Here is a 24,916-nt window from a genome sequence, read left to right as displayed (position 1 = left end):
AAAAACTCATTTAATACAATAAAATCATGTAAACTCAACTTATATCCATTAATTATAGTTAACTAAAAATAGTTATATATCATTTTCATCATTGATTAAATTTGTATTTTCTATTTTAAACGTCTATTTCCCCATAACCAGAAGAAATTATCAATCAACGATAAAACCAAAACAACAAATTGATAAGTAAACATTTTTATATTTTATAAAGATTCAACAACCCTCAATGAATTATATTACCTCAATTAACATTCACACTTTCAATATAACTTATATTTTTTAATTCTTATCGTTTTATAACCACGGTGATATTTTATGAAAAAATCATCTTGTTAAATAAATTTAGTTATAAGGCAGAACAAAATGGCCTCACATCTTATCGACTTTATATTAATTGGTAATAACTTTGGCACTGAAGAAATGCGTCATGTTTGGTCGGAACATAATCGATTAAAAAGCCAAGTAGCGGTTGAAGTGGCACTGGCGAAAGCCGAAGGCGAACTCGGTTTGATCCCTACAGAGGCGGCGCAATATATCGAACAACACGCAGATGCAGATAAACTAAATATTGAAGAAATTGCGAGCCAAGGCGCGCAAATGAAGCATTCCTTAATGCCAACATTGATCGCGCTGCAAAAACAATGTGGTGAGGCGGGTGAGTACATTCATTATGGTGCAACCACGCAAGATATTGTGGATACCGCCACCATGCTACAGCTAAAGGGCGCATTTAATATCATCGAACGTGATGCAAAAGCACTCGTTACCGCTCTAGCCAATAGCGCCAAACGCTACCAAAACACACCGATGGTTGGCAGAACCCATGGTATGCAAGCACTTCCAACAACCTTTGGTTTTAAAGTTGCCGTTTGGTTAGATGAATTTTTACGCCATCACCAACGCCTAAATGAAATTAAATCACGCGTATTAACCGGAAATATTAGCGGCGCTATTTGTACTTATGCCGCATTTGGCGAAACAGGCCCCGCTGTCGAAAAACGCACATTGGATATTTTAGGGCTAAGCACCCCGACTATCGGGTGGCAATCTGCGCGGGATAGGTTCAGTGAATTCGCCTCCGTTTGTGCCTTAATCAGCGGCACTTTAGGGAAAATCGGGAACGAACTATACAACCTAATGCGTACTGAAATTAATGAAATTGAAGAGCCATTCTCTGCGGGGAAAATTGGTTCTACTACCATGCCTCATAAGCGTAATCCAGCAGCATTGGAAGGCTTGGCGAGCTTGACGCATCCGCTATTAAAGAGCGTCTCTCTCATTTATGAATCCATGCATGTTGAACATGAAAGAGATGCCATGAGCTGGCGCGCTGAGTGGATAGCCTTACCTGAAATTTGTATCTACCTCTCCGCTCAGTTGAAAAATGCCCTTACGGTTATTGAAGGTGTCACCGTCAACGAAAAGCAAATGCGCCGTAACCTTGACCTACAAGGTGGCTTATTACTGTCGGAAAAAGTGATGTTCGAATTAGGCACCAAAATTGGTAAACAAACCGCACACCACATTGTGTATGAGTGCGCGATGCAAGCCTATGAAGAGCAACGTACATTTAAAGACGTATTACAGGCCAATGAGCAGCTAGCTGGATTCATTTCTGAGCAAGAACTCGATGCATGGTTAGACCCGATTAACTATTTGGGTTCAGCACCTCAAAAGGTTGACCAAGTGATTGCCCACGCGAAAACACTCGGTTTATTAGCGGATTAAGAACGAGGTCGTTATGTACCAATACCGTCAATTACTGGCTACCGATGCAACTGCGTTTTACCAATTACTTCATCATGCTTACGCAGAAATTAAGCATTTGGGTATTCGTTTTGATGCGGCGACCGCTGATTTAGCCGCGATGACTCAACACCTCAATAACCACGCCGTTTATGGGATGTTTGAAGACGGTATTTTAATTGCCTCCGTCACCTTGCGTTACCCATGGAGCAAGCAACCCGGCCCATTTGGTTTACCTCATATTGGCTGGTTTGCAACCGCACCAACACATCGAGGCCAACAACTGGGTAAAAAAATATTGACTTGGTTTGAAGATAACATTTTATCACAACAACTGCGTGCGCCAGCTTATTCACTGGGTACGGCACAAAGCCACCCGTGGTTAGTGGATTACTACCAATCTTTGGGCTTTCAGACTGTTGAAAAAAGGGACTTAGGCAAAGGCCACATCACTATTTTTATGCGAAAAATCATTGATCAACAACGTTATACACAATGGTTAGCAATTTCTAATCAACCGGAGAAAACACGATGAAAAAATATATTACGCTGATCGCAGGTCTCGTCACGGCAACGACTTTGCTGACCGCTTGTGATAACAAAACAGAAAAAACGTCTGAAACACAATCCAGCCAAGAACTGCGTATTGGTGCCACGGGGCTCAGCTTCCCCAGTGCCTATAAAAAGGATGGTAAGCTCACGGGTTTTGACGTTGAACTGGCAGAAACCATTGCGAAAGATCTCAATTATAACATTGTCTGGGTTACCTCTGACTTTAGCGGCTTAATGGGTCAACTTGAGGCGAAAAAGCTCGATACTGTCGCGAATGTAGTGTCAATTACACCTGCTCGCCAAGAAAAATACGACTTCACCGCACCTTATAGTTATTACGGCAGCCAGCTCGTGACCAATAAATCAAATGAAGACATTAACACTGTCGATGATTTAAAGGGGAAAACGATCGCTGGGGTTTTAGGTTCTAACCACCTTGTGAACTTGAAAAAAACCTTTGGTGACAATGGTGTCACGATCCGCACCTATGAAAGCCGTGACGCAGCTATGAATGATGCGATTAACAACCGCGTTCAAGCTTACGTCAACTCGCGCCCTATCTTATTAGCCGAAATCAAAGAGAACAACCTGCCATTAAAACTGGTCGGGGAGCCTTTAGTGATTGAAGCCGTCGGTTTCCCTTTCCAAAAAGATGAAAAAGGGAAAGAACTGAAGGCGGCATTTGATAAAGAGCTAGAGGTATTACGCCAAGATGGCCGTTTAAAAGCACTGTCAGAAAAATACTTTGGTGAAGATATCACCGCTAAAGCAGCCAACTAATTAGTCTAGGCGCTGACCGGCCTTTGGGAACTCAGGCCGGCCAATATTGTAAGGCATGAATGATGAATTTAGATTTCGACTATATTGTGCGGATCTTTCCGCAAATTTTAAGCTACCTACCTGTCACGCTATTTCTTGCTATTGTTTCAATGGTTTGTGCGATGACATTAGGGTTGGCGCTTGCACTACTGCGGATTACGGGTATCAAGGCGGTTGTTAAAATCGTCGATTTATACGTCTCCATATTTCGTGGAATTCCAACGCTGGTACAGCTGTTTATTATTTATTTCGGCTTACCTCAAGCCTTTCCCATTTTTAATGGGATGGATGCGTTTACAGCGGCAATTATTGGCTTTAGCCTGAAGAACTCAGCCTATATGGCCGAAATTTATCGTGCTGGATTGACCTCCGTCGACTTTGGGCAGATGGAAGCAGGCTTATCGATTGGTATGCAAAAGCGCCAAATTTACCGTCGCATTATTTTGCCTCAAGCAATGCTGAACACACTGCCTGCAACGGGTAATACCTTTATTTCATTGATTAAAGATACCTCTGTGGCCTTTGCGCTTGGTGTCACAGAACTGTTCGCAGAAGGCAAAATGATCGCCGCTGAATCATTACGTTACTTCGAAACATTCATTGTTGTTGGGCTCATTTACTGGCTCACCGTGCTTATCTATAGCCGTTTACAAACGGTGCTAGAAAAACGCTTAAGCCAATCATTACAACGGTAAGGAATGATGATGATCCGTGTATCGCAACTGAATAAAAGCTTCGGCACCAATACGGTTTTAAATAATATTTCCCTCGATATCCAAGAAGGGGAAGTGGTCGCCATTATCGGCCCTTCTGGCTCCGGGAAGTCCACCTTATTACGCTGCCTAAACCTGTTAGAACACCCTGAATCCGGCATTATACAAATCGGCGATGTCACCTTAGATACGCATAAACATAGCGTAAATGATGCCTATGCATTACGCCGTCAAACCGCCATGGTGTTTCAAAATTACAACCTGTTTAAAAATAAAACAGCACTTGAAAATGTGACGGAAGGATTAATCACCGTTAAAAAAATGGCGAAAAGCGAAGCCGATAAAATCGGTTTAGCGCTGTTGGATACTGTCGGCCTAGCTGAACATAGCCACAAATACCCAGTCACGTTATCGGGCGGGCAACAACAGCGAGTGAGTATCGCCCGAGCCCTTGCCGTCAACCCTTTAGCCATTTTATTTGATGAGCCAACCTCGGCTCTCGACCCAGAAAGAGTATTTGAGGTGCTTCAGGTGATTAAATCCCTTGCTCAGCAAAAAACCACCATGGTGATAGTGACCCATGAAATGGAATTTGCCAAAGAAGTGGCTGACCGCGTGATTTTTATGGCGGATGGACAGATTGTTGAACAAGGCCCCGCAGAGCAAGTTATTCGCTTCTCTGAAAACCCACAAACACGCCGTTTTTTACGTCAATTGACTAATATCGAGCCAATCGACGAATTCAATATATAACCAAAAAAATCCGTAGGCACCTGCGCCTCAATGGGGAGAAACTTAATGAACATTAGCAGCCATGAGCAAGCACTTGCAGATAAAATTCAAGCATTTCGCCACGAAATGCACCGTTTTCCTGAATTATCGAATCAAGAACACCAAACAACGCAGCGTATTCGCGATGCGTTAACGGAAGCTGGGATTACTATTTTACCCCTTCCGTTAGCAACTGGGTTAGTCGCAGAGATTAAAGGCCAACAAGACGGCCCCTTAATCGTGTTACGTTCCGATATTGATGCGCTACCTATTGAAGAGGAGTCTGGTGTTGATTTTGTCTCTGAAAACAAAGGGGTAATGCACGCTTGTGGTCATGATTTTCATGCTTCCGCCGCACTGGGTGCCGCGATTTTGCTGCAACAAAATAGCGCCAATTTAAAAGGTACCGTGCGAGTTCTCTTCCAAGCCGCAGAAGAAACTGGCCAAGGTGCACCAGATCTACTTGCTACTGGGGCATTAGATGGTGCTCTGGCGATATTTGGTATTCATAATGACCCTACTTTGCCAGTCGGTGTAATAGGCAGTAAAGAAGGCGCGCTTACCGCTGGGGTTGATCGCTTCGAAATTAAAATTGCCGCGAAAGGGGCTCATGCTGCGAAGCCACATGAAGGCAATGACCCACTAATTATCATTGCTCAGATTATCAATGCGACGCAATCCATTATCAGTAGAAATGTTTCTTCTGATCAAAACGCCGTGGTGTCGATTACACAAGTTCACAGTGGCAGTACATGGAATGTGATCCCTGATACCGCTTATTTAGAAGGCACGGTGCGTACCTTCAAACAAGCCACCCGAGAGCAAATTGAACAGCGATTACGCCAAATTATCGCTGGGATCGCCGCCACATTTAATGCACAAATCGAATTAATATGGCATCCTGGCCCACCTTCGGTGGTTAACACTGGGGAATGGGTCGATTTAGCCCTGATCCAAGCTGAAAAATCTGGTTTTGAGGCTATCAGAGTCGAAGCAAGCCCGATTGGTGAAGACTTTGCTTTCTACCAACAAAAAATACCAGGCGCATTTATGATGATTGGCTCAGGTGGCCCCTATGCTTTACATCATCCAAAATTCCGTGTCGATGATAAAGCCTTATACCCAACCGCACGTTACCTCGCTCAATTAGCGGAAACAGTACTCAATGAATATCATGGTAAGGCGCAATGATTAGCGAACTAACCACGAGTTTGGCGGAGAAAATCCTTGGGGCCTCTCCGCCTCCTTCAGCCCAGCTCGCCGCAAAAAACGGCATTAAGGATTACCTCGCCGTCACACTCTCCGTGACGGAAGGTCATATTAATGATGCGGGGTGGCAACAACTGAGCGCTCTTTGGCCTGAGCGCGATCCCCGCAGTGTCGCGCTATTACTCGGGTATGCAGGGCATGCTCTCGACTTTGACGATTTTCACGCTAATTTTCGCGGCCACCCATCAACGGTTATTTTACCCGCACTATTCGCTTTAACACCGCAGCAAAATGAGCTTGATAACATACGGTTCTTAAATGCTTACTGTGTTGGTGTCGAAGTTGCGGGTCGATTAGGGCTAGCCATCACGAATCAGCATTACCAACTTGGTTTTCACTCAACAGGAAGTTTAGGTGCCATCGCCGCCACCGCGGCGCTATGTTATTTATTTGCTGCCGATTTAGAAACCACTACCTGCGCACTCGGCCTTGCCGCGACACAATCAACCGCATTGCGTGCCCAATTTGGTTCTGCGGTAAAGCCACTTCATGCGGGGCTGGCTGCACAATCCGCGGTCATCTCATTTCAATTAGCGTCGAGCGGTTTTTCTTCCCGCCCACATGGTGTGATTGATGCTTTTTTAGAAGCAATGAGCCAGCGACAAGCCATGCCTGAACTGCTTATCAAAGATTGGGGAAACCCTTGGCGTATTGAGTCACCGGGGCTTGAATTTAAGCCTTATCCAACGTGTGCAGGTACGCACTCAGCTGTCGCAGTGACTCAGGTGTTACGTGAACGCTGGTTAAGTAGCGGAAAGCCATTAACCGCTCTTCTCGATAACCTTCAACGTATCGATATCGCTTTCCCATTGGGGGGAGATATTGCAGCCAATATCAGGGTGCCAGAAAATGGTATCGAAGCACGTTTTTGCCTTGAATACATTATTGCCGCCATGCTGATTAAAGGGGAGCTGAATTTATGTGATTTTACCGAGCCTGAGCTAGACCCACACATTATGGCGTTAGCTCAACGTGTTAACCGTAACCCTGATAGAAGTGTTCCCCCTGATGTGCTTGCCCCTGAAAAACGTTTTCATCAAGTCACACTGTTTCTTGCGGGTTCAACCCAGTTAAGCCACCGCTTAGACCGCCAGCAGTTTCTCAAATTACCCGTTGATTTAAGGCAAAAATGGCAAAACTGCCTGACAAATGCCACTTACCAAGAAATCGAAGCATGGCTAGAGCTCTGCCTTTTTAATACCCCGCAAAGTACGTCATCGATTAGAAATAAACTCATTGCAAGTTTGAATTAACTTTTTATATCAGGAATACGGCTTAGCATTCCTGATATTAAAGCAAATGATTAGCAAATGCGTGGTAAAGGCTCGCTGTGAGGTAAATCTAATAGCCTTGATGTCCCGAAGATCCCAACTAATTTGACTTGTTTTTGCTCTGTCACACAGCCAATGGTTGCGGCATTTTGGCCTAGAGGATGGCTGTGCAATGCGGCTAACACTGCGCTTTCCGCTTCAGGTTTTACCACAATCACTAGTTTACCTTCATTGGCAAAATTCAGTGGTTCAAGGCCGAGCAATTCACATACGCCCCTAACCGCTGAGGCAACGGGTAAGTCAGCCTCGTTAATCGCCATTCCGCAGCCGCTTGCCTGCGCAAACTCATGCAAAATCGCCGTCACACCGCCCCGAGTGGCATCCCGTAATGCACGTACGCCCTCAATATTACGCAGTGGCTCAATTAATGGCGTCAATACCGCGCAATCGCTACTGAGTTGCGCCTCTAAACCAAGCTGCTCGCGCAGGTTTAAGATGGTCGCACCGTGATCACCTAACGTACCACTGACGATCACTTTGTCACCTGCTTGAATTTGCTGAGCTCCCCACTGAATTTCGCTTGGGATAACCCCGATACCTGCTGTGTTGATAAACACTTTGTCCGCAGCACCACGCTGCACCACTTTGGTGTCCCCCGTGACAATCTGCACCCCAGCCGCTGCAGCCGTTGCTGCCATTGATTCGATGATGGTGGCGAGCTCGGCTAACGGAAAGCCTTCCTCTAAAATAAACCCGCAAGACAGATATTTAGGGACTGCACCACTAACGGCAACGTCATTCACCGTACCGCAAACCGCTAATTTACCGATATTTCCACCGGGGAAAAAAATCGGGTCAATCACATAACTGTCGGTGCTGAACGCAAGGCGATCCCCTAGTGTGGTAAGTTCCGCCAGCGAAAGTCGCGCTTGGTCTTCGCGCTCATTCAACGCTTGGTTAGCGAATGCTTTTAAAAATAGTTGTTCAATTAACTGTTGCATGGCCTGCCCACCGCTGCCGTGGGCCATCAATACCACATTGTTCGCATCATTGCTCATCTATGCCTCCCGACGATATTGATAATAAGCCGCACAAGCCCCTTCCGAAGACACCATTAAGGCACCAAAAGCGGTTTGTGGTGTACAGCGAGTGCCAAATAGTGGGCATTCATTGGGTTTACAGCGCCCCGTCAACACATCGCCACACCGTGCTTGCGGGTCATCCGCCACTTGGTGTGGTTGTACGTGAAAACGGCGTTCGGCGTCAAAGGATTGATAAGCGGCGCTAAGCTGCACACCTGAGCCTGCAATCTCCCCTAAACCGCGCCATTCGCTGGTTTCTTTTAACTCAAACACTTCATCTAATGCCTTGAGTGCTAACGTGTTGCCTTGGTCAGCGACAATACGCTTATATTGGTTTTCCACCTCACAACGTCCATCCGCTATCTGATTCACTAGCATAGATATAGACTGCAAAATATCCAACGGTTCGAACCCCGTTACCACCAGCGGTTTATGGAAGTCGTCAGTAATAAACTGGTAAGGGTGTGCCCCAATCACCATACTGACATGCCCTGGAGCTAAAAAGCCGTCGATGCGAACATCTGGCTGTTCTAATAGGCTTTTTAAGGTTGGGATGATGGTGATGTGCTGGCAAAATACCGTGAAATTGTTCAGTTGACGGCGTTTAGCTTGTTGCAAGGTAATCGCCGTGCTTGGCATCGTAGTTTCAAACCCCAAACCAAAGAAAACGATTTGTTTATCAGGATGTTGCTCTGCTATCCCGAGGGCATCCAAAGGAGAGTAGACAATCCGCACATCTGCCCCACGGCGTTTTGCATCAAGTAAAGAGCCATTTTTACCAGGGACACGCATCGCATCCCCATAGGTACAAAAAATCACATTTGGCTGCTCAGCAATTTCGATACAACCGTCGATTCGCCCCATTGGTAAGACACAAACGGGGCAACCTGGGCCATGAACAAATTCGATTTCTGGCGGTAAAAGTTGGTCGATACCAAATTTAAAAATCGCATGAGTGTGCCCGCCGCACACTTCCATTAACTGCAATGGGCGCTGCTTAGCCCGTGGAATGTCATTCACACGTTGGCGGATATTCGCCAATAATACTTTTGCTAAAGCAGGGTCACGAAATTCATCGACGTACTGCATCTGTAGCCCCTGCATTTAAACCACTAAAATCGCCAACCTCATGGTCAAGCTGGCTCATCGCCGCTAAGGCATCTAATGTCGACTGCGCTTCTTCTTCGTTGATGATACTCATGGCGAAGCCCACGTGAACCAGCACCCATTGGCCTAATAACTCACTGGTTTCCCCTTCACAAATCAGGCCAATGTTAACGTCTCGCTTCACGCCACAGACATCCACTTGTGCCAGTTGGTGAATATCTTCACCCACCGCCACGATTTTTCCTGGAATGCCTAAGCACATAGCTGAGTCTCCAGCCATGCGAGCCATGCATCCATACCGTCTCCTTGTGTCGCTGAGACTTTAATCACTTGGATGTTTGGATTGACTTGTTTGGCATTAGCAATGCAGGCGTCCACGTCAAAATGCAGGTACGGCAGTAAGTCGATTTTATTGAGCAACATAATGTCTGCCGCGGCAAACATATGCGGGTATTTTAAGGGTTTGTCTTCCCCTTCGGTCACGGACAAAACAGCCACTTTATGGCGCTCGCCTAAATCAAAGCTTGCAGGGCACACTAAGTTCCCCACATTTTCGATGAATAACAAGCTATTATCATCCAAACCTAAGCGTGAGACCGCATCGTGTATCATCTGTGCATCCAAGTGGCAGCCTTTACCTGTGTTCACTTGGATAGCAGGCACCCCCGTTTCGCGAATACGCTGGGCATCGTTGGTGGTTTGCTGGTCGCCTTCCACCACCGCACAGTTAATTTTATCGCGCAGACGTAGCAAGGTTTCCGTTAATAGCGTGGTTTTCCCAGAGCCTGGGCTGGAAACCAGGTTTAACGCTAAAATATTCTTTTCTGCAAACGCTTCACGGTTATGTTCTGCTAAGTGATTGTTTTTATCTAAAACGTCCATCTCAATTTGCAGCATACGCTTTTGGCTGATCCCCGGTGCGTGTGTGCCAGCTTCACCCTGCCCGTAATCCAAATCATGGTGTTCGCCCGCAGGTTTAAAGCTATTTTCCGCCATGGCGTAAACGTGCTTATGCTTATGCTTGTGTTTCTGTTTTTTGGTTTTACCCTCAACAAGCGCAGGATCATATTGGTGATAATGGTTATGCACATCGCCTTGGTGGTAATAATGGTGATGAATAATGACGGTTTGGCCTTGGTTTTCATGGTCATGATGGTCATGATCGTGCTGGTGATCGTGCCCATGATGATGGTCATGCGCATTTTCATGATCGTGATGATGATCATGGCCGTGATGGTGGTCATGGTCGTGATGATGGTCATGGTGATGATGACTGTGCTCATCACCCTCGATTCTGCGCTCTCCCGATGCGCATCCACATGTACTACACATAAGTTTCACTCCCAACCGCTAAATAGTTAAATTAGATTAATACATAATCAAAATCGCAAGGTTGATGCACCTCAAAGTCACTTTGAAAACTATTCGACCTCTAATTCTTTGATGCGCAAGCTATCGCCACTTTCCACTTTTAAATTCAAACTTTGGCATTGTGGGCAAACGGATTGGTGGATATCAATTTCCACCATTTCACTGCAATCCCAGCACCAAGCTTGTGCGGGACGATGCACCATATGCAATTGGCAACCTTGCGCGACAGTACCGCGACAAGCGATATCAAAACAAAAGCGAAATGCGCTTTCTTCAACACAGGAAAGCGCACCTATTTCTAACCAAACTGCCGTGACTTTTTTCACGGCGTTTTGCTTGACTTGCTGTTCAATTATTTCGAGTGTGCTTTGGCACAATGAAACTTCATGCATTATGCTTCCTTCAAGTGGCGTGCAAATAACGCGCGGCGTGCTGGCGATTGAGGTACATTTGGGTCACTTACTGGCAGCGACAGCAAAATACGGCGGCAATCATCCGCAAGGTGAATACCTTGCTCAGGACTCAAACTTTTATCTAATGGCGACATTAACGAACAGGCTAAATATTGTGTTAGTCCGTTAAGTTCCCCAACGGTATAGGTCATTTCCCCATACGGTAAAATCAAGCCAATTTTGTCGCCGACAGTACGCTGCTCCCAATACTGGTCAGGCCCAGGTAAAATGAGGGCGCTGAGCATCCACGGGGTGATAACCGCACCAACCCATTGATTTTCAAATAAAGCGAACTCACTGGCGTAGACGGGCATCGAGGGGTGGAGAAAAGACAAATCGTGCATCGATTGCTCCGCCACCCGTTGAAATGCGGCCTCAACGAGAGGCCGTGGGTTACTTTGATAACCGTTAATGTCATCAGGCATGTAAACTCTCTTCTTTTGCCGTAATTTCCAAACCTTCACTTCGCAGCACGTCTACCACTTTTTGCAATGCAGGCTCTAACGCAGCTTGCCCTGTTGCGGTTAAACCAATGTGTGGCTCTAAGGACTCAGGTACGACGCCCACTAAGGTCAAACGTTGTGGAAATTCATCCGTTAAATGCAGAGCAGATAACACATCAGATAATCCTAGCTGGTGAGGGGAGATTTTACGGGTAAACAACGCAGGCACCTCGCCATCACGTAACACTAATAACGAGCCAGGTTGCTGGCTCGATAACACCACATCTGCAATGATTAAGTGGTCACGGGAGGCCATTGGGCCGATCAATTCCATTCCCGCAGTACCGCCATCAAGCACTTCCACACATTCAGGCAAGTGATAACGTTCTTCCAATGCTTCAACAATGCGCACGCCAATCCCTTCGTCGCTCAGCAAAATATTGCCAACGCCTAAGACTAAAATTCGCATTACAGCACCTTAACCTTAGTGACTTCCCCACCCTCAGGATCCACAATGTGCACCGCACAAGACATACATGGGTCAAATGAGTGGATGGTTCTCACTACCTCAAGTGGTTTAGTTGGGTCAGCAACAGGCGTTCCTACCAACGCTTGCTCATAAGGACCTGGTTCGTCATTGAAATTACGTGGGCCAGAGTTCCATGTAGATGGCACAACAGCCTGATAGTTTTCAATTTTACCGTCTTTGATAACTACCCAGTGTGAAAGCAGTCCGCGAGGTACTTCCCCAAATCCAACCCCTTTAATCGTTGCGTTTTCTGGGAAATTTGGTTTTACAAAGGTAGTAAAGTCGCCTTTGCCAATGTTATCCACCAGTGCTTGCCACTGAATTGACAGTGTTTCATTCAGCACACAGCAACGCACGCTACGACCAATAATACGGCCTAGGGTGGAGTGCAGCTGATCGATACCAATGCTGTTACCCGTCAGTGTTTGATACAGGTTCACCACATCGTTAAAATGTTTTTCCGTTGGCTCGTGTTTTGCCGCCAGCTTGCACAGTAAGTCCGCTAATGGCCCCACTTCGACGGTTTTGTCATAGAAGGTCGGCGCTTTCACCCATGAATATTTACCGTCATCGTCCCAACCTGTGTAGTCAGGGTTTGTAGTGCCTTCCCACGGTGCTTGTGGCTCGTTTTCTTTGTACCACGCATGCTTGCTACTTTCTTTGATACCGTTGATCAAATACTCGTCCATGTGGCTGGTAATTGGGCGATAGGTACTGAAATCGCTATTTTCGAGGTAGCCACCCGGTAATAAGAAACTGCCATTTTTGCCGTCCATCGGCATTTCAGGCATACACATGTAATGCTTCGCCCCTTGGCCGACTTCTAACCATTCTGGGTAACCCGCTGCAATCACTGCTGCATCGATTTTATAGACTTGCTCGATAAAATCCCCTAAACGGTCGATAAAGGATTTCACATACATTAAACGCTCAAGGTTAAGAACACCCACGCCATCAAGGTTAATCGGGTTCGCGACACCGCCCACGGCGAGGTTTTGGATGTGTGGTGTTTTCCCCCCAAGCAATGCCACAATGCGGTTTGCATCCCGTTGGCATTCAAGGGCTTGCAAATAGTGCGCAACCGCAATCAAGTTCACTTCAGGCGACAATTTCATCGCTGGGTGACCCCAGTAACCATTCGCAAAAATCCCTAATTGCCCGCTCGCCACCAGTTTTTTGATTTTGTCTTGTACGCGAGTAAATTCTTCTGCGCTATTGAGTGGCCATGTGGAAACCCCTTTGAGGATTTCTGCTGCTTTATTTGGGTCTGCATTTAACGCGGAGGTGATATCTACCCAATCTAGCGCCGATAATTGATAAAAATGGACAATATGGTCTTGAATGGTATGCGCCGCTAAAATCATATTACGGATGTATTGCGCATTAACGGGCACATCAATATTCAAAGCGCTTTCAATGGTACGTACAGATACAATGCCGTGAACAGTGGTACAAACCCCACAAATACGCTGCATAATCATCCATGCATCACGAGGGTCTTTCCCTTTGACAATTTCTTCCATACCGCGCCACATGGTGCCTGAAGCCCAAGCCTTGGTGACCTTTCCATCTTCAATTTCACAATCAATGCGTAAGTGACCTTCGATACGAGTGACTGGATCTATTGTTATACGTTGGCTCATGCTTTACCTCGGGCCTCTGAATGGCTCATCGTTGTTTTTTTCAATGCTGGAATAACGGGTAGTAGGCGGATCAGCAAGATATACGCGCAGACCTCAATTGCCACAAAACCCATTGAAATTAAAAGTTCTTCTGATGTTGGGAAGTAGTCGTAACCGCCCCCAGGATTAAACGCGACAAGGGAATAGCTCATTCGCCACATTGCCGCCCCGATTAACATGCTTAATCCGCTGATATATAACCAACGCGAATCATTTCGTAGCGATGGCATGCGGAAAATAATTAATGGGATCACCATTAACACGGTTTCTATCCAGAACATCATGGCGTAGAAGTCGCCATTAAAGATGTGATGCAGTTTTTCGCGATAAATCAACTCGCCAAATCGACACACTAAGAACAACACTAAAAGCACTTGCAGAATTTGCGTTAGCCGCACAAACAGTGGCCGTTCATCTGTCCCCTGCCCTTTTAAGGCAGCTTGCAACAATGAGCCTTCGAAAATGACAATCGAGAAACCCATAATAAACGCGGTCAACAGCGAGAGCAGCGGCAACATTTCATAACTTTGCCAAATTGGATGTACTTTGTATCCCGCTGAAATCATTAATGATCCCATTGAGGATTGGTGCATCATTGGTAACAATGCCCCTAATGCGATGATAAAAAACATCGCTTTATTCAAGCGTTTTAATGAGACTTTCCAGCCAAAACGTTCACACAAGGCTGGGGCAAATTCTAACGCCATCACACCAATGTAAATCGTCATACACACGGCGGTTTCGAACAGCACCGAATTGGTATTGAAGAAGCCTGGAATATAAAAATACGGCAAATTCCAGTAACGCCCCACGTCGATAGTGATGGATAAACCACCTAGGGAGTAACCAAATAAACTGGCCAGTAATGCAGGGCGAACCAGTGGGTGATATTCCCCGCGGTTAAACACATACACCGCCCAAGCCAGTGCCCAACCACCACAGGCAAAACCTGTCCCTATCAGCAAGTCAAAGGCGATCCAAATCCCCCACGGGTAACCGCCGTTAAGATCAGAAACCGAACCTAAGCCGAAAACTAAACGTTTGATAATCAGAATGACGCAAAGCAACACCAATGGCCCAAAGACCATAATTGGCCAACTGACTAAACGCCCGCCTAGCGGCTTTTCTTTATGATGCGTCGTCATTTGAGTCATCTCCTTCGTGTTTGTCATTCTTGGTATTGCGATACACCAAGAAGCTCAGCCCTGCTAGCGCCGCTAACGGCAACACCATGCCTTTGTATAGCGTGTGTTGAACATATTCAGAGCGCGCACCTGTCGAAAGCTGCTCTAATTCAGGCAAGCCAAGATGTTGATATGGCACGCCAGAGAGCACAATGACCTGCGTTCCGCCGCCTTCAAGCTCGCCATACACATGGTTTTCATACTTCGGCACTTTGATGACATTTGGATCATTACTATGCAGGGTTTGACGTGGGAAGCCATATTCATCCCCCACTTTGAGTGTTAAGCGTTTTTTTGCTTCGGCGAGCAACTCTTCCCGCGTACCGAAAATCACCGCCCCAGTTGGGCACACTTCCACACAGCCAGGTAAACCGCCTTTATCTAAACGCTCAACGCCTTTTTGATTACATAGCTCGCACTTATGGATAGCACCAAACTTATCATCGTAAGCATATTTTGGAATGTTGAACGGACACGCCACCATGCAGTAACGGCACCCCGTACACACACTTGCATCGTAATGAACAATGCCCGTTTTCGGGTCTTTTTTCAGTGCTTGAACAGGGCAAACAGAGACGCAATTTGGGTCAACGCAATGCATACACTGCTTTTTAATGTAGGCGTAGCCGTCTTTTTCCTGATCTTTATTCACCCCCGTGCCGCTACTCCAGACCTGAATAATGTTGTTGGTGTATGGGGTAAGCTTGTCGTTGTTCGACCATGTTTGCTCCCCGACAGGATTACGCTCTGGGTGGTTGATATCTTGGCATTTTGTCACGCAGGCCTGGCACCCAACACACAAAGTTGAGTCGTACAGCATGCCAAGGGAGTTTGGAATTGGCGGTCGGTTTTCCGCTCCCGCCAAGCTTGGTGAGCTGCCCGCAAGGAGCGCTCCCCCTGCGGAGAGTTTAAGAAAATTTCGTCTATTCACGGTTATTCTCCCCGTGAGTCATGGTCTTGCTGGCGTTTTTGGCGACCTAATTCACGTACCGCCATCACACTCACCCCAGCGACTAACCCCACAACACCACCAATTAAGCCAACGGCGGTTGATGATATTTGCCCGCCTTCACGGTTATTTAAATCAGGTTTATCCGCCCGTGGCGTTGGATTTTCCACACTCGCAAGTTGGTGAATCGCTTTGTGGAAGCCGACGTTTTCTTCGTTACAGCCATAACAAGGGTGGCCAATCGCCACAGGCCATACACCGCCAACATCGCAGAACTGCAATGTTGAACAGTTGCCGTAAGTTTCAGGGCCCTTACAGCCTAAGTGATATAAACACCAACCTTCACGGTGACCATCATCGCCAAACTCTTTGGCAAAACGGCCTGCGTCAAAATGAGGGCGGCGCTCGCAGTGCTCGTGAATTAATCGACCATAAGCAAACATTGGACGGTTTTTGCTGTCCAGTGCTGGCGGGCGATTAAACGTAATTAAGTGTGCAACGGTCGCAAGGAAGTTATGTGGATTTGGCGGGCAACCTGGGATATTAATCACCGGCTTATCTTTGATAACTTGGTTTAGCCCAACAGCGCCCGTTGGGTTATCACCCGCCGCTGCAACACCGCCCCAAGAGGCACAAGAACCGATTGCAATCACGGCGGCGGCATGTTCAGCCACTTCACGGATATGCTCAACAATCGGTTTCCCTGCAACCATGCAGTAAATACCGTTGTCTTTCAGCGGGATAGAACCATCAACGACAAGAACATATTTTCCTTTGTATTTTTCTATCGCATTATGCTTATTCTGTTCAACTTGTTCACCAAAAGCGGCAGATAACACCTCATGGTATTCCAGTGAAATTGTATCCAGAATTAAGTTTTCGAGGGTTGGATGGGTAGAACACAGCAGGGACTCGGTACAACCCGTACACTCTTGTGCGCCAATCCAGATGACAGGCGGACGAGCTGGGTCGCTAATAGATTCAGCAATTTGGGCCGCTGCTTTCCCGCTTAGCCCCATCGTTGCTGCCAACGCTGTACATAACTTCATAAAATCACGGCGGTTAATACCGTGAGGAGAATTAATAGAGTTATCTCCTATCATTCTTTTTTCCTATTATTATGGGTGGCTTAGAACCTATTCATTAAACAAATTTCGTTGATTATCCTTGCGTTAGAGATGCCACAAAACCCGACGTGCTAAATACGCTTACGCCTTACGCTTGTATCATTGCAATTCAAATTGACAACAAAACTGAGCTTAATGAAATAAATTCTTATTTAAGTAACCTGGTGCATATATATAAAATAGGATCCTATTCCTACCGATTTTTAATCACTTGATCTTCATCAAGAGGAAATAAGAAATTTCATCTTTTTTATATATTTGTTAGAAAAATCGATTCAGTTACTGGGAGGTAAAAGTGATACCTGAAATAAAACTCCATCGTTTATTATTCAATAATGCGCTATATATCACATTAATTTAAATATAAATTTCATTAATTATCATTGATATATAGGAATTCATTATTTGTTTATCATTTAATTAAACGAAATTAGAGTATTATTAATAACCAATCCATTAATATAATTATTAATTATCTAAATAAGAATCAATATCAAAAAAAGAATATTTTAATTAAAAATTAAAATATACAAAAATCAGCCTAATATACACTCTAAAGGCCTTGCAATATTCCTCATTGGCTAACGCTTTAATTTTGCTGAGGCTATCGCCACTTGCCCTAATGCCAATCCACCATCCCCCATCGGGAACTGCCTTGCCGTTAATACCTCAAATTCATTTAAATTATTCATTAATAAATTTCGTAATAATTTATTGTGCATCACGCCCCCCGATAGCACGATTGTCTTAATGCCATATTGCTGGGCAGATATTTTCGCAAGCTGCGCAAACCCATTTGCTAATGCGACATGAAACGCATGGGCGCGTTGCGCTTTAGGCGCTTGATAAGCACACCATTCACGCCAAAACGTTGCTAAGTCAAGGCGTTGATTAATTAATGGCATCGTCACTGGGTGTGTCATAACCTCAGAGTTCATCGCCAGCGCTTCAAGCTGACACGCGGCCTCACCTTCCCAACTCGTTTGTACCGTACAAATACCCAGGGCAGCAGCAACAGCATCAAATAACCGCCCCGCGGAAGACGCCGTTGGGCAGTTGAGCCCGCGTTCGATAGCCTTTTCCAGTCCTTGCCAAGGGAACTCAAGAAGTTGAATTGCATCTGATTGCTGTTGCCAGTTGGGAACAAACTGTAACCAATGAGCCAATAAATTACGCCAAGGTTGCCTTGCCGCCATTTCGCCTCCAGGTAAAGCGACCGCGGGCAACCCACCTAAATATTGGCTGGATGTATAATCTACGAGTAAACATTCCCCACCCCAGAGACGTTGGTCATCACCAAAACCTAACCCATCAAGTGCTAAACCAATCACCTTATCTGTATTTCTTGGCAAACCGTGTTCCACCATAACGGCCGCAATATGGGCGTGATGGTGCTGAACTTGCACAAAGGGAATATCTAACTGTGCAGATAGTTGATTAGCAAAGCGATGGCTGACATAGTTTGGGTGCATATCCCCAACCAATGCAGTTGGTGTAAAACGGTAAATTGACTCAAACAAATCAATCGAACTTTGGTATTGCTCAAAAATATCTAAGTCGTCCAAATCCCCAAGGTGCTGGCTTAATACCGCGCTTTTATCGCGCAGTAAACAAAACGTATTTTTCAGGTCAGCCCCTAACCCTAATATAGAGGGGGAGTTTTCAAACCCTTCAGGTAAATCTACAGAATCAGGTACATACCCACGAGCACGGCGTAACATTTCAGCCTCGCCTTGGTGATAACGAACTAAAGAATCATCAGCACGTTGCACAATATCGCGGTTATGCGTCAGGTAAAAATCGGCAATATTAGCTAAATCCTTAAACGCATTTTGCTCTGTAAGAACAGGGGGCTTCCCAGATGCATTCCCTGACGTCATGATTAACGGTTTTTTTACTTCCGCCATTAATAAATGCTGTAAGGGATTTGAAGGCAGCATCACCCCTAACTCAGTCAAATGGGGGGCGACAAACTGGCTTAGACCGCTGTTTTTCCACTGCTTGATTAAAACGATCGGCGCTGCGGGGCTTTTTAGCAATGAGGCTAGCCCATCACTCACTCTCACCCCTTGGTTTTTTAACCAATCTAAAGACGGGATCATCACCGCAAATGGTTTTGTTGGGCGATGTTTACGCATGCGTAGCGCTTGCACTGCATGGTCATCCGTTGCGTCGCAAGCAAGATGAAAACCACCTAACCCCTTAATGGCAATAATTTTACCCATGAGTAAATATTGCGATGCCGATATTAGCGCCCCTTCCTTCTCCGCCACCGTCAGCCCGAAAGCATCACTGAGCTTAATTTCAGGTCCACATACAGCACACGCATTGGGCTGCGCATGAAAACGCCTATCCGCGGGGGATTGATATTCCACCAAACACTCAGGACATAACGGGAAATCAGCCATCGCGGTATTTGGGCGATCATAAGGCATATGGCGAATAATCGTAAAGCGCGGCCCGCAATGAGTACAATTGGCAAATGGATAATGAAAACGGCGATTAGTAGGGTCAAAAATCTCTTGCTGACAAGCATCACAAGTTGCCGCATCGGGGATCACTTGCGTATCCATCTTCCCTTCGCCACTACGGCGAATGGTAAATTCATCGGGAAAAACATCCCACTGAAAAGACTGTGATTGAATACTCTCTATATGCGCTAAAGGAGGGCAGTGTTGTTGTAATAATTGGCTAAATTTAGTGATATCTGCATTTGCGAGTAGGCGGATTAATACCCCTTCACCATCATTACAGACATCCCCATACAGCTGCTGCTGATGTGCCAACTGCCAAACATAGGGACGAAAACCCACCCCTTGTACTTTACCTTTAACCCGAAGCTGTATTCCGTTGCTCACTTGCACACCCTCTTATTTCAATAGAAGCTATTTTCCCGCTAACAGCCTCAAAAAACTTCACGTGAGATCAAAAAAAGGTGGGATACACATAAGAAAATATGGGGAATTACATCGCTAAATTCGTTGATTCATTATATTTCCAATAACTCTAATTAATAAAACTTAATAAACTCATTCCTATTAGTTTTTAAATCTAATTTAAATTGCATTATTAAATAAACTCTCTTTCTTAATTAAATAATAAAGTCAGTTTATATAACCGTAGAATTCCAATGTCATTTAACTCACTGTTATTAATAGGTTAAATAAAAAACCTTATAATTAATCCTAAAGAACGATAGTCACATCACCCAAACAAAAGTAAGCTCATTCATATGTTAACAATTTAGCAACATATAGATTTTAATTATAATTATTCAATACCAGTGTAAATTCATTAATAATAAAAAGAGGTACTATTTTGAAAATCAAACCACTGTTTATCTCTCTATCTCTCGCGGCGGCATTATTCGGTTCAAGTTCTTTAGCTAATGCCGATGAAATTATTACCCTTGGAACAAAAGGTGGGCCATCCATATTAAGTGAAGCTCGCTTACCGCAATCGACAGCATTTATTAAAGGGGATAAAACCTATCTTTTTGATGCAGGATACGGCGCAACTTTGCGCTTAGTTCAATCCAAAGCCCCGCTAAAAAATATCGACTCAATTTTTATTACTCACCTGCACAGTGACCACGTTGCCGATTACCCTGCGTTATTATTAAATGCATGGAACAGTGGGCTAAACCACCCTGTTACGGTGTATGGTCCAGTGGGTACAGAGAGCATGACCAAAGGTGTTTGGGACACCTTTAAGCGCGATATTGATTTACGTATTAAAGATGAAGGCAAACCTGATTTACGTAATATGGTCACCGCCAAAGATATTTCTGAAGGTGTTGTTGTTGATAAAGACGGTGTGAAAATCAGTGCGTTGTTTGTGCCCCATCCCCCTTTTAATTCCGATGAAGCCCTGGCCTATAAAATCCAATCAGAGGGGAAAACCGTCGTTATCACGGGTGATATGATTGATAATAAACAAATTACTGAATTTGCCAAAGATGCCGACCTTTTAGTCAGTGAAGTCGTGCTGGTTTCTGGCGTTGAAAACTTAGCAAACCGAATTGGCAATGGCTCGACCCTTGCAAAAGCGATTATTTCCCATCACACCACCGCAGAAGAGGTCGGTAGAATCGCGAAGGAAGCCAATGTAAAACATTTGGTGCTCACCCACCTTGTTCCCGCAGATGACCCATCGATTACTGATGAAGTTTGGATCAAGGAGGTTAGAAAGCAATACTCTGGTCCAGTCACCGTAAGTAAAGACTTACAACGGTTTGAATTAAAATAATGTAACCAAAATAGCCACAGGCTACCTTGTGGCTATGATTGGCTCTGATATTAACTCACACAATCGCTGATAAATCCCCTTCTGTTTCTTATATGAAACTAAACAACGCAATAAGCTCGACACACTCCACATTTCGAAACGAATATTTTACATATAGTCAACATTCGATTGACTATTAATCACCCCTACATTTAATCTGGTTTTAAATAATAAACAACGTTTCGTATATGAAACAAAATGTTACTGCGTATTAAGAGGAGAAAAAAATGAGCTGGATTGCTGTGTGCGATGTTTCACAAGTTCAAGAAGAATTTCCCTTTTCAGCCAAAGTTAATAACAACGAAATCGGTATTTTTTTGGTTGAAGACCAATATTACGCTTTAGAAGATGTATGTCCTCACGCTTATGCCCTACTCAGCCAAGGGTTTGTTGAAGATGGAAAAGTTGAGTGTCCCCTACATGAAGCCATCTTTGATATCAAAACAGGAAAATGTCTGCGAGAACCTGGTGGTCGAGATTTAAAAACCTATCAAACTCGCATTCATGAAAACCAAATCGAAATTAGCTTAATTGAGGAGTAAACATGGAACCGATTCAAAATATTAATCCTTACCTCCCCGCAAATAACCAAATTATTCCTGCACGAGAAGGTGGAAAAGGGAGTATTCAAGCACCTGGAAGTGCGCCAAATATTGTCTGGCAAACACGATCGCGACTTCCAGATGAATACGAAACAGCGTTGATCGCCGCATTAGAAAATTTATTTGCATCAGGAACGGAAACTCTCGAAGCCCTCGTTGAAGCTTTAAACCAACAACAATTATTTGACCGGCAAGGTCACGCATGGACATCCAGCAGTTTCCGCGAATTTTTGCTCGTTAATGGATATTAATACTTTGTAATTTATACAAAAATAAAAATAACCTTTGATAATCGGAAGCAAATTATGACAACGAATACACAACCTCAAAACTATCAAGCGTATTTAGATGTGGGGCTACGAGGACAGTGGTACCCCGTATTATCAAGCTGGGAAGTCAGCAGTAATCCCATCGGCATCACTCGCCTTGAAGAGCAAATTGTCTTATGGCGCGATGATAAAGGCCAAATTCATGCCTTAGAAGATAGATGCCCTCACCGCGGTGCACGTTTATCCATGGGCTGGAACCTTGGTGAGCGCATTGCCTGTTGGTACCACGGCGTTGAAGTAGGCGGAGATGGTATTGTCAAGGACGTTCCAGCGGTTAGCCAATGCCCTCTTGAAGGCCAAAAATGCTTAAAAACCTACCCGGTTCAGGAAGTTCACGGTGCGATTTTCCTCTATTTTGCTGTGATTGAAGGGGAAACGCCGCCAGCGCTTGAATTCCCTGAAGAATTAGCCGATAACGAAAACCACAGCCACTTCCTCTGCACTGCATCTTGGAAATGCAACTATCAGTATGCCCTTGAAAACGTGATGGATCCGATGCATGGCACCTATTTACACTCTTCGTCACACTCCATGGCTGAAGGGGATAAACAGTCTGAGATGATCCTTGAAGCCACTCAAACGGGTTTTATTTTTCGTAAGAATGATCAAATTGGTGTCAACTTCGACTGGGTGGAGTTTGCCAGCACAGGTGCAAACTGGCTTCGTTTATCCATCCCATATCAAAAACGTTTTGGACCAGGTGGGCACTTTTGGATCATCGGCATGGTCGTTCCAGAAGATAAAGATCACTGCCGCGTATTCTTCTGGCGAATTCGTAAAGTCAAAGACTGGCAACGCGATCTCTGGCGCTTTATGTACCGTAACCGCTTAGAGGGGCTGCATTGGGATGTGTTAGAGCAAGACCGCATTATTTTAGAAAACCTTGCACCAAATGCGCGTAACCATGAGTTTCTCTATCAACACGATGTCGGTTTATCCCGTCTTCGTCGCATCATGCAGCGTGAAGCCAAAAAACAGTTTGAACTGATTTACAGTAAGGAAACTGAAAATGCATAACCTATTGGCGGGAAAACGTATTGTGGTCACTGGCGCGGCAAGGGGGCTGGGTTTTAGCTTTGCCCAAGCCGTCGCAGAACAAGGCGCTAAGGTCATTCTGTGCGACATTCTTGAAGAACGTTTGCAAGAAAGTACCGAAACATTGCGCCGCCAAGGGTTTGATGCACAAAGTTACTGTATCGATCTTGCTGATCCCGCCTCTATTCGCCGAGCCTTTGAACACATCTCCCAACAAGGTGCCATTGATGGGTTGATCAACAATGCGGCTCTTGCGACTGGCGTGGGGGGTAAAGCCTTAGATGAATACGATCTTGAGCTTTGGGATCGCGTCATGACTGTAAATGTCAAAGGAACATGGCTGGTAACAAAAGCGGCGTTACCGCTATTAAAGCAAAGCCAACATGGAAAAATAGTCAATATTGCGTCTGATACTGCCCTTTGGGGGGCGCCAAGGCTAATGGCCTATGTCGCCAGTAAAGGGGCAATTATCAGTATGACTCGCTCAATGGCCCGTGAGTTAGGCCAACACCGCATTTGCGTTAATGCGATCGCGCCAGGGCTGACAAAAGTTGAAGCCACTGAATATGTCCCTGAAGAACGCCACCAGCTTTATGAAAATGGTCGCGCCTTACAAGGGGAGCAATTACCTGAAGATGTCACTGGTACTGCATTGTACTTGCTTTCTGATATGGCTAATTTTGTGACGGGGCAGCTCATCCCCGTCAACGGCGGCTTTGTATTTAACTAATTGACGACCGCGTGGGCGGCGAGGTTAAGGCATTGAATTCAACATGTAAGTACTTGATACCTGGTCTGGAAAAAGGATTGCAACTTCTTCTCTTGCTCGCACAGCAGCACCGCGAGCTCACGTTTGCCGAAATCCTACGCTTAGTCGATATGCCTAAAGCCACGGCTTATCGCGCGATACAAACCTTGGTACATTTGGATTTCCTTGTCCAACACCCGAGAACAGGGGCATTTTCACTTGGTCGCAAAGTGCTTAGCCTTGGTCTCGGTTATATCGCCTCTCTTGATTTAACCCAATTAGGCCAACCGATTATTGAACATTTGCGAGACCGAAGCCAGTGCAATAGCCATCTTGTGATCCGCGATGGCCGAGACATTATTTACATCGCTCGCGTCAGCGGTGCGGAATCAAAAATTAACCATGTCAGCGTCGGCACACGCTTATTAGCTCATCGAACATCTTTAGGGCGAATGCTATTAAGCGGGCTTTCTTCTACAGAATTTGATGCTCTTTACCCTGATGAAGAGCTACCTGATAACGCGGGCAGCAAACACGAATTCTGGAACATGATCCAAGCTGACAAACTGCGGGGTTATGTTATCGGTGAATCATTTTATCGCCGTGGCATCTCCTCCATTGTTTATCCTGTTTACAACCAAGACAACGGGGTCGAAGCGGCAATCAGTATCATGGTTCCCATGGACAGCATCCCTGTGCAGGAGCGCCAATATTTGCAAAATGAAGTGCGCAGTGCAGCACAAAAGCTAACTGAATTTATTGGCGGCATCATCCCAGCCAAAGTGATTTAGCGTTAGCGAAAAACTTACCCATTTTTCGGTTTATTGCCATAAGCCTCGGCTTTCCTT

At 45.3% G+C, this 24,916-nt stretch carries 25 protein-coding genes; 13 read left to right on the top strand and 12 right to left on the bottom strand.

What is annotated here, in order from left to right:
- The first annotated feature begins 363 nt into the window (after positions 1–363).
- The 7 genes from purB to PR808_RS10790 all read left to right on the top strand — a co-directional run bounded on the left by purB (position 364) and on the right by PR808_RS10790 (position 7,123).
- Entirely contained in the window at positions 364–1,728 is a 1,365-nt protein-coding gene (purB, locus tag PR808_RS10820) for an adenylosuccinate lyase (RefSeq protein WP_272539280.1), read from the top strand.
- A 13-nt stretch (positions 1,729–1,741) separates the two neighbouring features.
- Entirely contained in the window at positions 1,742–2,281 is a 540-nt protein-coding gene (locus PR808_RS10815) for a GNAT family N-acetyltransferase (protein WP_272539279.1), read from the top strand.
- Complete coding sequence (locus PR808_RS10810) at positions 2,278–3,078, top strand: amino acid ABC transporter substrate-binding protein (RefSeq protein WP_272539278.1); 801 nt, start codon at positions 2,278–2,280, stop codon at positions 3,076–3,078. The genes PR808_RS10815 and PR808_RS10810 overlap by 4 nt, the downstream gene beginning before the upstream one ends.
- A gap of 62 nt (positions 3,079–3,140) precedes the next feature.
- Positions 3,141–3,812 (top strand): amino acid ABC transporter permease, encoded by a 672-nt coding sequence (locus PR808_RS10805; protein ID WP_272539300.1) that lies wholly within the window; start codon positions 3,141–3,143, stop codon positions 3,810–3,812.
- Between the two features lie 9 nt (positions 3,813–3,821).
- Positions 3,822–4,583, top strand: a complete 762-nt coding sequence (locus tag PR808_RS10800) for an amino acid ABC transporter ATP-binding protein (protein ID WP_206083644.1) — start codon at positions 3,822–3,824, stop codon at positions 4,581–4,583.
- A 45-nt stretch (positions 4,584–4,628) separates the two neighbouring features.
- Positions 4,629–5,792 carry an amidohydrolase gene (locus PR808_RS10795; RefSeq protein WP_206083643.1) on the top strand — a complete coding sequence of 388 codons (1,164 nt, stop codon included), beginning with the start codon at positions 4,629–4,631 and terminating at the stop codon, positions 5,790–5,792.
- Positions 5,789–7,123: an MmgE/PrpD family protein gene (locus PR808_RS10790; protein ID WP_272539277.1), complete on the top strand. Its 1,335-nt coding sequence runs from the start codon at positions 5,789–5,791 to the stop codon at positions 7,121–7,123. The genes PR808_RS10795 and PR808_RS10790 overlap by 4 nt, the downstream gene beginning before the upstream one ends.
- Positions 7,124–7,173: 50 nt before the next feature.
- Here PR808_RS10790 and hypE read toward each other — a convergent pair whose 3' ends face one another.
- From hypE to hypF, 12 genes are all read right to left on the bottom strand, one after another.
- Positions 7,174–8,199, bottom strand: a complete 1,026-nt coding sequence (gene hypE / locus PR808_RS10785) for a hydrogenase expression/formation protein HypE (RefSeq protein ID WP_272539276.1) — start codon at positions 8,197–8,199, stop codon at positions 7,174–7,176.
- On the bottom strand, positions 8,200–9,312 hold the full coding sequence (gene hypD, locus PR808_RS10780) for a hydrogenase formation protein HypD (protein ID WP_206083640.1): 1,113 nt from the start codon (positions 9,310–9,312) through the stop codon (positions 8,200–8,202).
- Positions 9,296–9,592, bottom strand: a complete 297-nt coding sequence (gene hybG / locus PR808_RS10775) for a hydrogenase maturation factor HybG (protein WP_206083804.1) — start codon at positions 9,590–9,592, stop codon at positions 9,296–9,298. The genes hypD and hybG overlap by 17 nt, the downstream gene beginning before the upstream one ends.
- The gene (gene hypB, locus PR808_RS10770) at positions 9,583–10,662 is read right to left on the bottom strand and encodes a hydrogenase nickel incorporation protein HypB (RefSeq protein WP_206083639.1); all 1,080 of its coding nucleotides are present in this window, start codon (positions 10,660–10,662) and stop codon (positions 9,583–9,585) included. Before hypB ends, hybG begins: the two co-directional genes overlap by 10 nt.
- A gap of 89 nt (positions 10,663–10,751) precedes the next feature.
- On the bottom strand, positions 10,752–11,093 hold the full coding sequence (gene hypA, locus PR808_RS10765) for a hydrogenase maturation nickel metallochaperone HypA (protein ID WP_272539275.1): 342 nt from the start codon (positions 11,091–11,093) through the stop codon (positions 10,752–10,754).
- Positions 11,093–11,578: a hydrogenase-2 assembly chaperone gene (gene hybE / locus PR808_RS10760; RefSeq protein ID WP_272539274.1), complete on the bottom strand. Its 486-nt coding sequence runs from the start codon at positions 11,576–11,578 to the stop codon at positions 11,093–11,095. The genes hypA and hybE overlap by 1 nt, the downstream gene beginning before the upstream one ends.
- Complete coding sequence (locus PR808_RS10755; protein WP_206083636.1) at positions 11,571–12,065, bottom strand: HyaD/HybD family hydrogenase maturation endopeptidase; 495 nt, start codon at positions 12,063–12,065, stop codon at positions 11,571–11,573. Before PR808_RS10755 ends, hybE begins: the two co-directional genes overlap by 8 nt.
- Positions 12,065–13,768, bottom strand: a complete 1,704-nt coding sequence (hybC, locus tag PR808_RS10750; RefSeq protein WP_206083635.1) for a hydrogenase 2 large subunit — start codon at positions 13,766–13,768, stop codon at positions 12,065–12,067. Before hybC ends, PR808_RS10755 begins: the two co-directional genes overlap by 1 nt.
- On the bottom strand, positions 13,765–14,952 hold the full coding sequence (gene hybB, locus PR808_RS10745; protein ID WP_272539273.1) for a Ni/Fe-hydrogenase cytochrome b subunit: 1,188 nt from the start codon (positions 14,950–14,952) through the stop codon (positions 13,765–13,767). The genes hybC and hybB overlap by 4 nt, the downstream gene beginning before the upstream one ends.
- Positions 14,936–15,922, bottom strand: a complete 987-nt coding sequence (gene hybA, locus PR808_RS10740; protein ID WP_206083633.1) for a hydrogenase 2 operon protein HybA — start codon at positions 15,920–15,922, stop codon at positions 14,936–14,938. Before hybA ends, hybB begins: the two co-directional genes overlap by 17 nt.
- A gap of 2 nt (positions 15,923–15,924) precedes the next feature.
- A complete protein-coding gene (hybO, locus tag PR808_RS10735; RefSeq protein WP_206083631.1) occupies positions 15,925–17,043 on the bottom strand; it encodes a hydrogenase 2 small subunit in 1,119 nt (372 codons plus the stop codon).
- A 605-nt stretch (positions 17,044–17,648) separates the two neighbouring features.
- The gene (gene hypF / locus PR808_RS10730; protein ID WP_272539272.1) at positions 17,649–19,925 is read right to left on the bottom strand and encodes a carbamoyltransferase HypF; all 2,277 of its coding nucleotides are present in this window, start codon (positions 19,923–19,925) and stop codon (positions 17,649–17,651) included.
- A 460-nt stretch (positions 19,926–20,385) separates the two neighbouring features.
- Between hypF and PR808_RS10725 the strand changes: the two genes are divergently transcribed.
- From PR808_RS10725 to PR808_RS10700, 6 genes are all read left to right on the top strand, one after another.
- Positions 20,386–21,315 (top strand): MBL fold metallo-hydrolase, encoded by a 930-nt coding sequence (locus PR808_RS10725; protein WP_206083627.1) that lies wholly within the window; start codon positions 20,386–20,388, stop codon positions 21,313–21,315.
- Positions 21,316–21,581: 266 nt separating this feature from the next.
- Positions 21,582–21,896: a non-heme iron oxygenase ferredoxin subunit gene (locus PR808_RS10720; RefSeq protein WP_206083626.1), complete on the top strand. Its 315-nt coding sequence runs from the start codon at positions 21,582–21,584 to the stop codon at positions 21,894–21,896.
- Between the two features lie 2 nt (positions 21,897–21,898).
- Positions 21,899–22,207 carry a recombinase-like helix-turn-helix domain-containing protein gene (locus PR808_RS10715; protein ID WP_206083625.1) on the top strand — a complete coding sequence of 103 codons (309 nt, stop codon included), beginning with the start codon at positions 21,899–21,901 and terminating at the stop codon, positions 22,205–22,207.
- A 54-nt stretch (positions 22,208–22,261) separates the two neighbouring features.
- Positions 22,262–23,302 (top strand): aromatic ring-hydroxylating oxygenase subunit alpha, encoded by a 1,041-nt coding sequence (locus PR808_RS10710; protein WP_206083624.1) that lies wholly within the window; start codon positions 22,262–22,264, stop codon positions 23,300–23,302.
- The gene (locus PR808_RS10705) at positions 23,295–24,050 is read left to right on the top strand and encodes an SDR family oxidoreductase (protein WP_206083623.1); all 756 of its coding nucleotides are present in this window, start codon (positions 23,295–23,297) and stop codon (positions 24,048–24,050) included. The genes PR808_RS10710 and PR808_RS10705 overlap by 8 nt, the downstream gene beginning before the upstream one ends.
- Positions 24,051–24,082: 32 nt before the next feature.
- Positions 24,083–24,859, top strand: coding sequence for an IclR family transcriptional regulator (locus tag PR808_RS10700; RefSeq protein ID WP_206083622.1), 777 nt, complete (start codon positions 24,083–24,085; stop codon positions 24,857–24,859).
- Positions 24,860–24,916: the final 57 nt, after the last annotated feature.

Source organism: Providencia sp. PROV197, assembly GCF_028479625.1.
Lineage (GTDB): Bacteria > Pseudomonadota > Gammaproteobacteria > Enterobacterales > Enterobacteriaceae > Providencia > Providencia vermicola.
This window is presented reverse-complemented; position numbering and strand designations above follow the sequence as displayed.

Excerpts from the sequence above, each read along its gene's own strand:
- hypB (WP_206083639.1), bottom strand. The coding sequence starts at position 10,662 with ATGTGTAGTACATGTGGATGCGCATCGGGAGAGCGCAGAATCGAGGGT.
- PR808_RS10810 (WP_272539278.1), top strand. The coding sequence starts at position 2,278 with ATGAAAAAATATATTACGCTGATCGCAGGTCTCGTCACGGCAACGACT.
- hybB (WP_272539273.1), bottom strand. The coding sequence starts at position 14,952 with ATGACGACGCATCATAAAGAAAAGCCGCTAGGCGGGCGTTTAGTCAGT.
- hybO (WP_206083631.1), bottom strand. The coding sequence starts at position 17,043 with ATGATAGGAGATAACTCTATTAATTCTCCTCACGGTATTAACCGCCGT.
- PR808_RS10710 (WP_206083624.1), top strand. The coding sequence starts at position 22,262 with ATGACAACGAATACACAACCTCAAAACTATCAAGCGTATTTAGATGTG.
- hybC (WP_206083635.1), bottom strand. The coding sequence starts at position 13,768 with ATGAGCCAACGTATAACAATAGATCCAGTCACTCGTATCGAAGGTCAC.
- hypD (WP_206083640.1), bottom strand. The coding sequence starts at position 9,312 with ATGCAGTACGTCGATGAATTTCGTGACCCTGCTTTAGCAAAAGTATTA.
- purB (WP_272539280.1), top strand. The coding sequence starts at position 364 with ATGGCCTCACATCTTATCGACTTTATATTAATTGGTAATAACTTTGGC.
- PR808_RS10795 (WP_206083643.1), top strand. The coding sequence starts at position 4,629 with ATGAACATTAGCAGCCATGAGCAAGCACTTGCAGATAAAATTCAAGCA.
- PR808_RS10705 (WP_206083623.1), top strand. The coding sequence starts at position 23,295 with ATGCATAACCTATTGGCGGGAAAACGTATTGTGGTCACTGGCGCGGCA.
- PR808_RS10715 (WP_206083625.1), top strand. The coding sequence starts at position 21,899 with ATGGAACCGATTCAAAATATTAATCCTTACCTCCCCGCAAATAACCAA.
- PR808_RS10805 (WP_272539300.1), top strand. The coding sequence starts at position 3,141 with ATGAATTTAGATTTCGACTATATTGTGCGGATCTTTCCGCAAATTTTA.
- PR808_RS10815 (WP_272539279.1), top strand. The coding sequence starts at position 1,742 with ATGTACCAATACCGTCAATTACTGGCTACCGATGCAACTGCGTTTTAC.
- PR808_RS10790 (WP_272539277.1), top strand. The coding sequence starts at position 5,789 with ATGATTAGCGAACTAACCACGAGTTTGGCGGAGAAAATCCTTGGGGCC.
- hypA (WP_272539275.1), bottom strand. The coding sequence starts at position 11,093 with ATGCATGAAGTTTCATTGTGCCAAAGCACACTCGAAATAATTGAACAG.
- PR808_RS10720 (WP_206083626.1), top strand. The coding sequence starts at position 21,582 with ATGAGCTGGATTGCTGTGTGCGATGTTTCACAAGTTCAAGAAGAATTT.
- PR808_RS10755 (WP_206083636.1), bottom strand. The coding sequence starts at position 12,065 with ATGCGAATTTTAGTCTTAGGCGTTGGCAATATTTTGCTGAGCGACGAA.
- PR808_RS10800 (WP_206083644.1), top strand. The coding sequence starts at position 3,822 with ATGATCCGTGTATCGCAACTGAATAAAAGCTTCGGCACCAATACGGTT.
- hybE (WP_272539274.1), bottom strand. The coding sequence starts at position 11,578 with ATGCCTGATGACATTAACGGTTATCAAAGTAACCCACGGCCTCTCGTT.
- hybG (WP_206083804.1), bottom strand. The coding sequence starts at position 9,592 with ATGTGCTTAGGCATTCCAGGAAAAATCGTGGCGGTGGGTGAAGATATT.
- hypE (WP_272539276.1), bottom strand. The coding sequence starts at position 8,199 with ATGAGCAATGATGCGAACAATGTGGTATTGATGGCCCACGGCAGCGGT.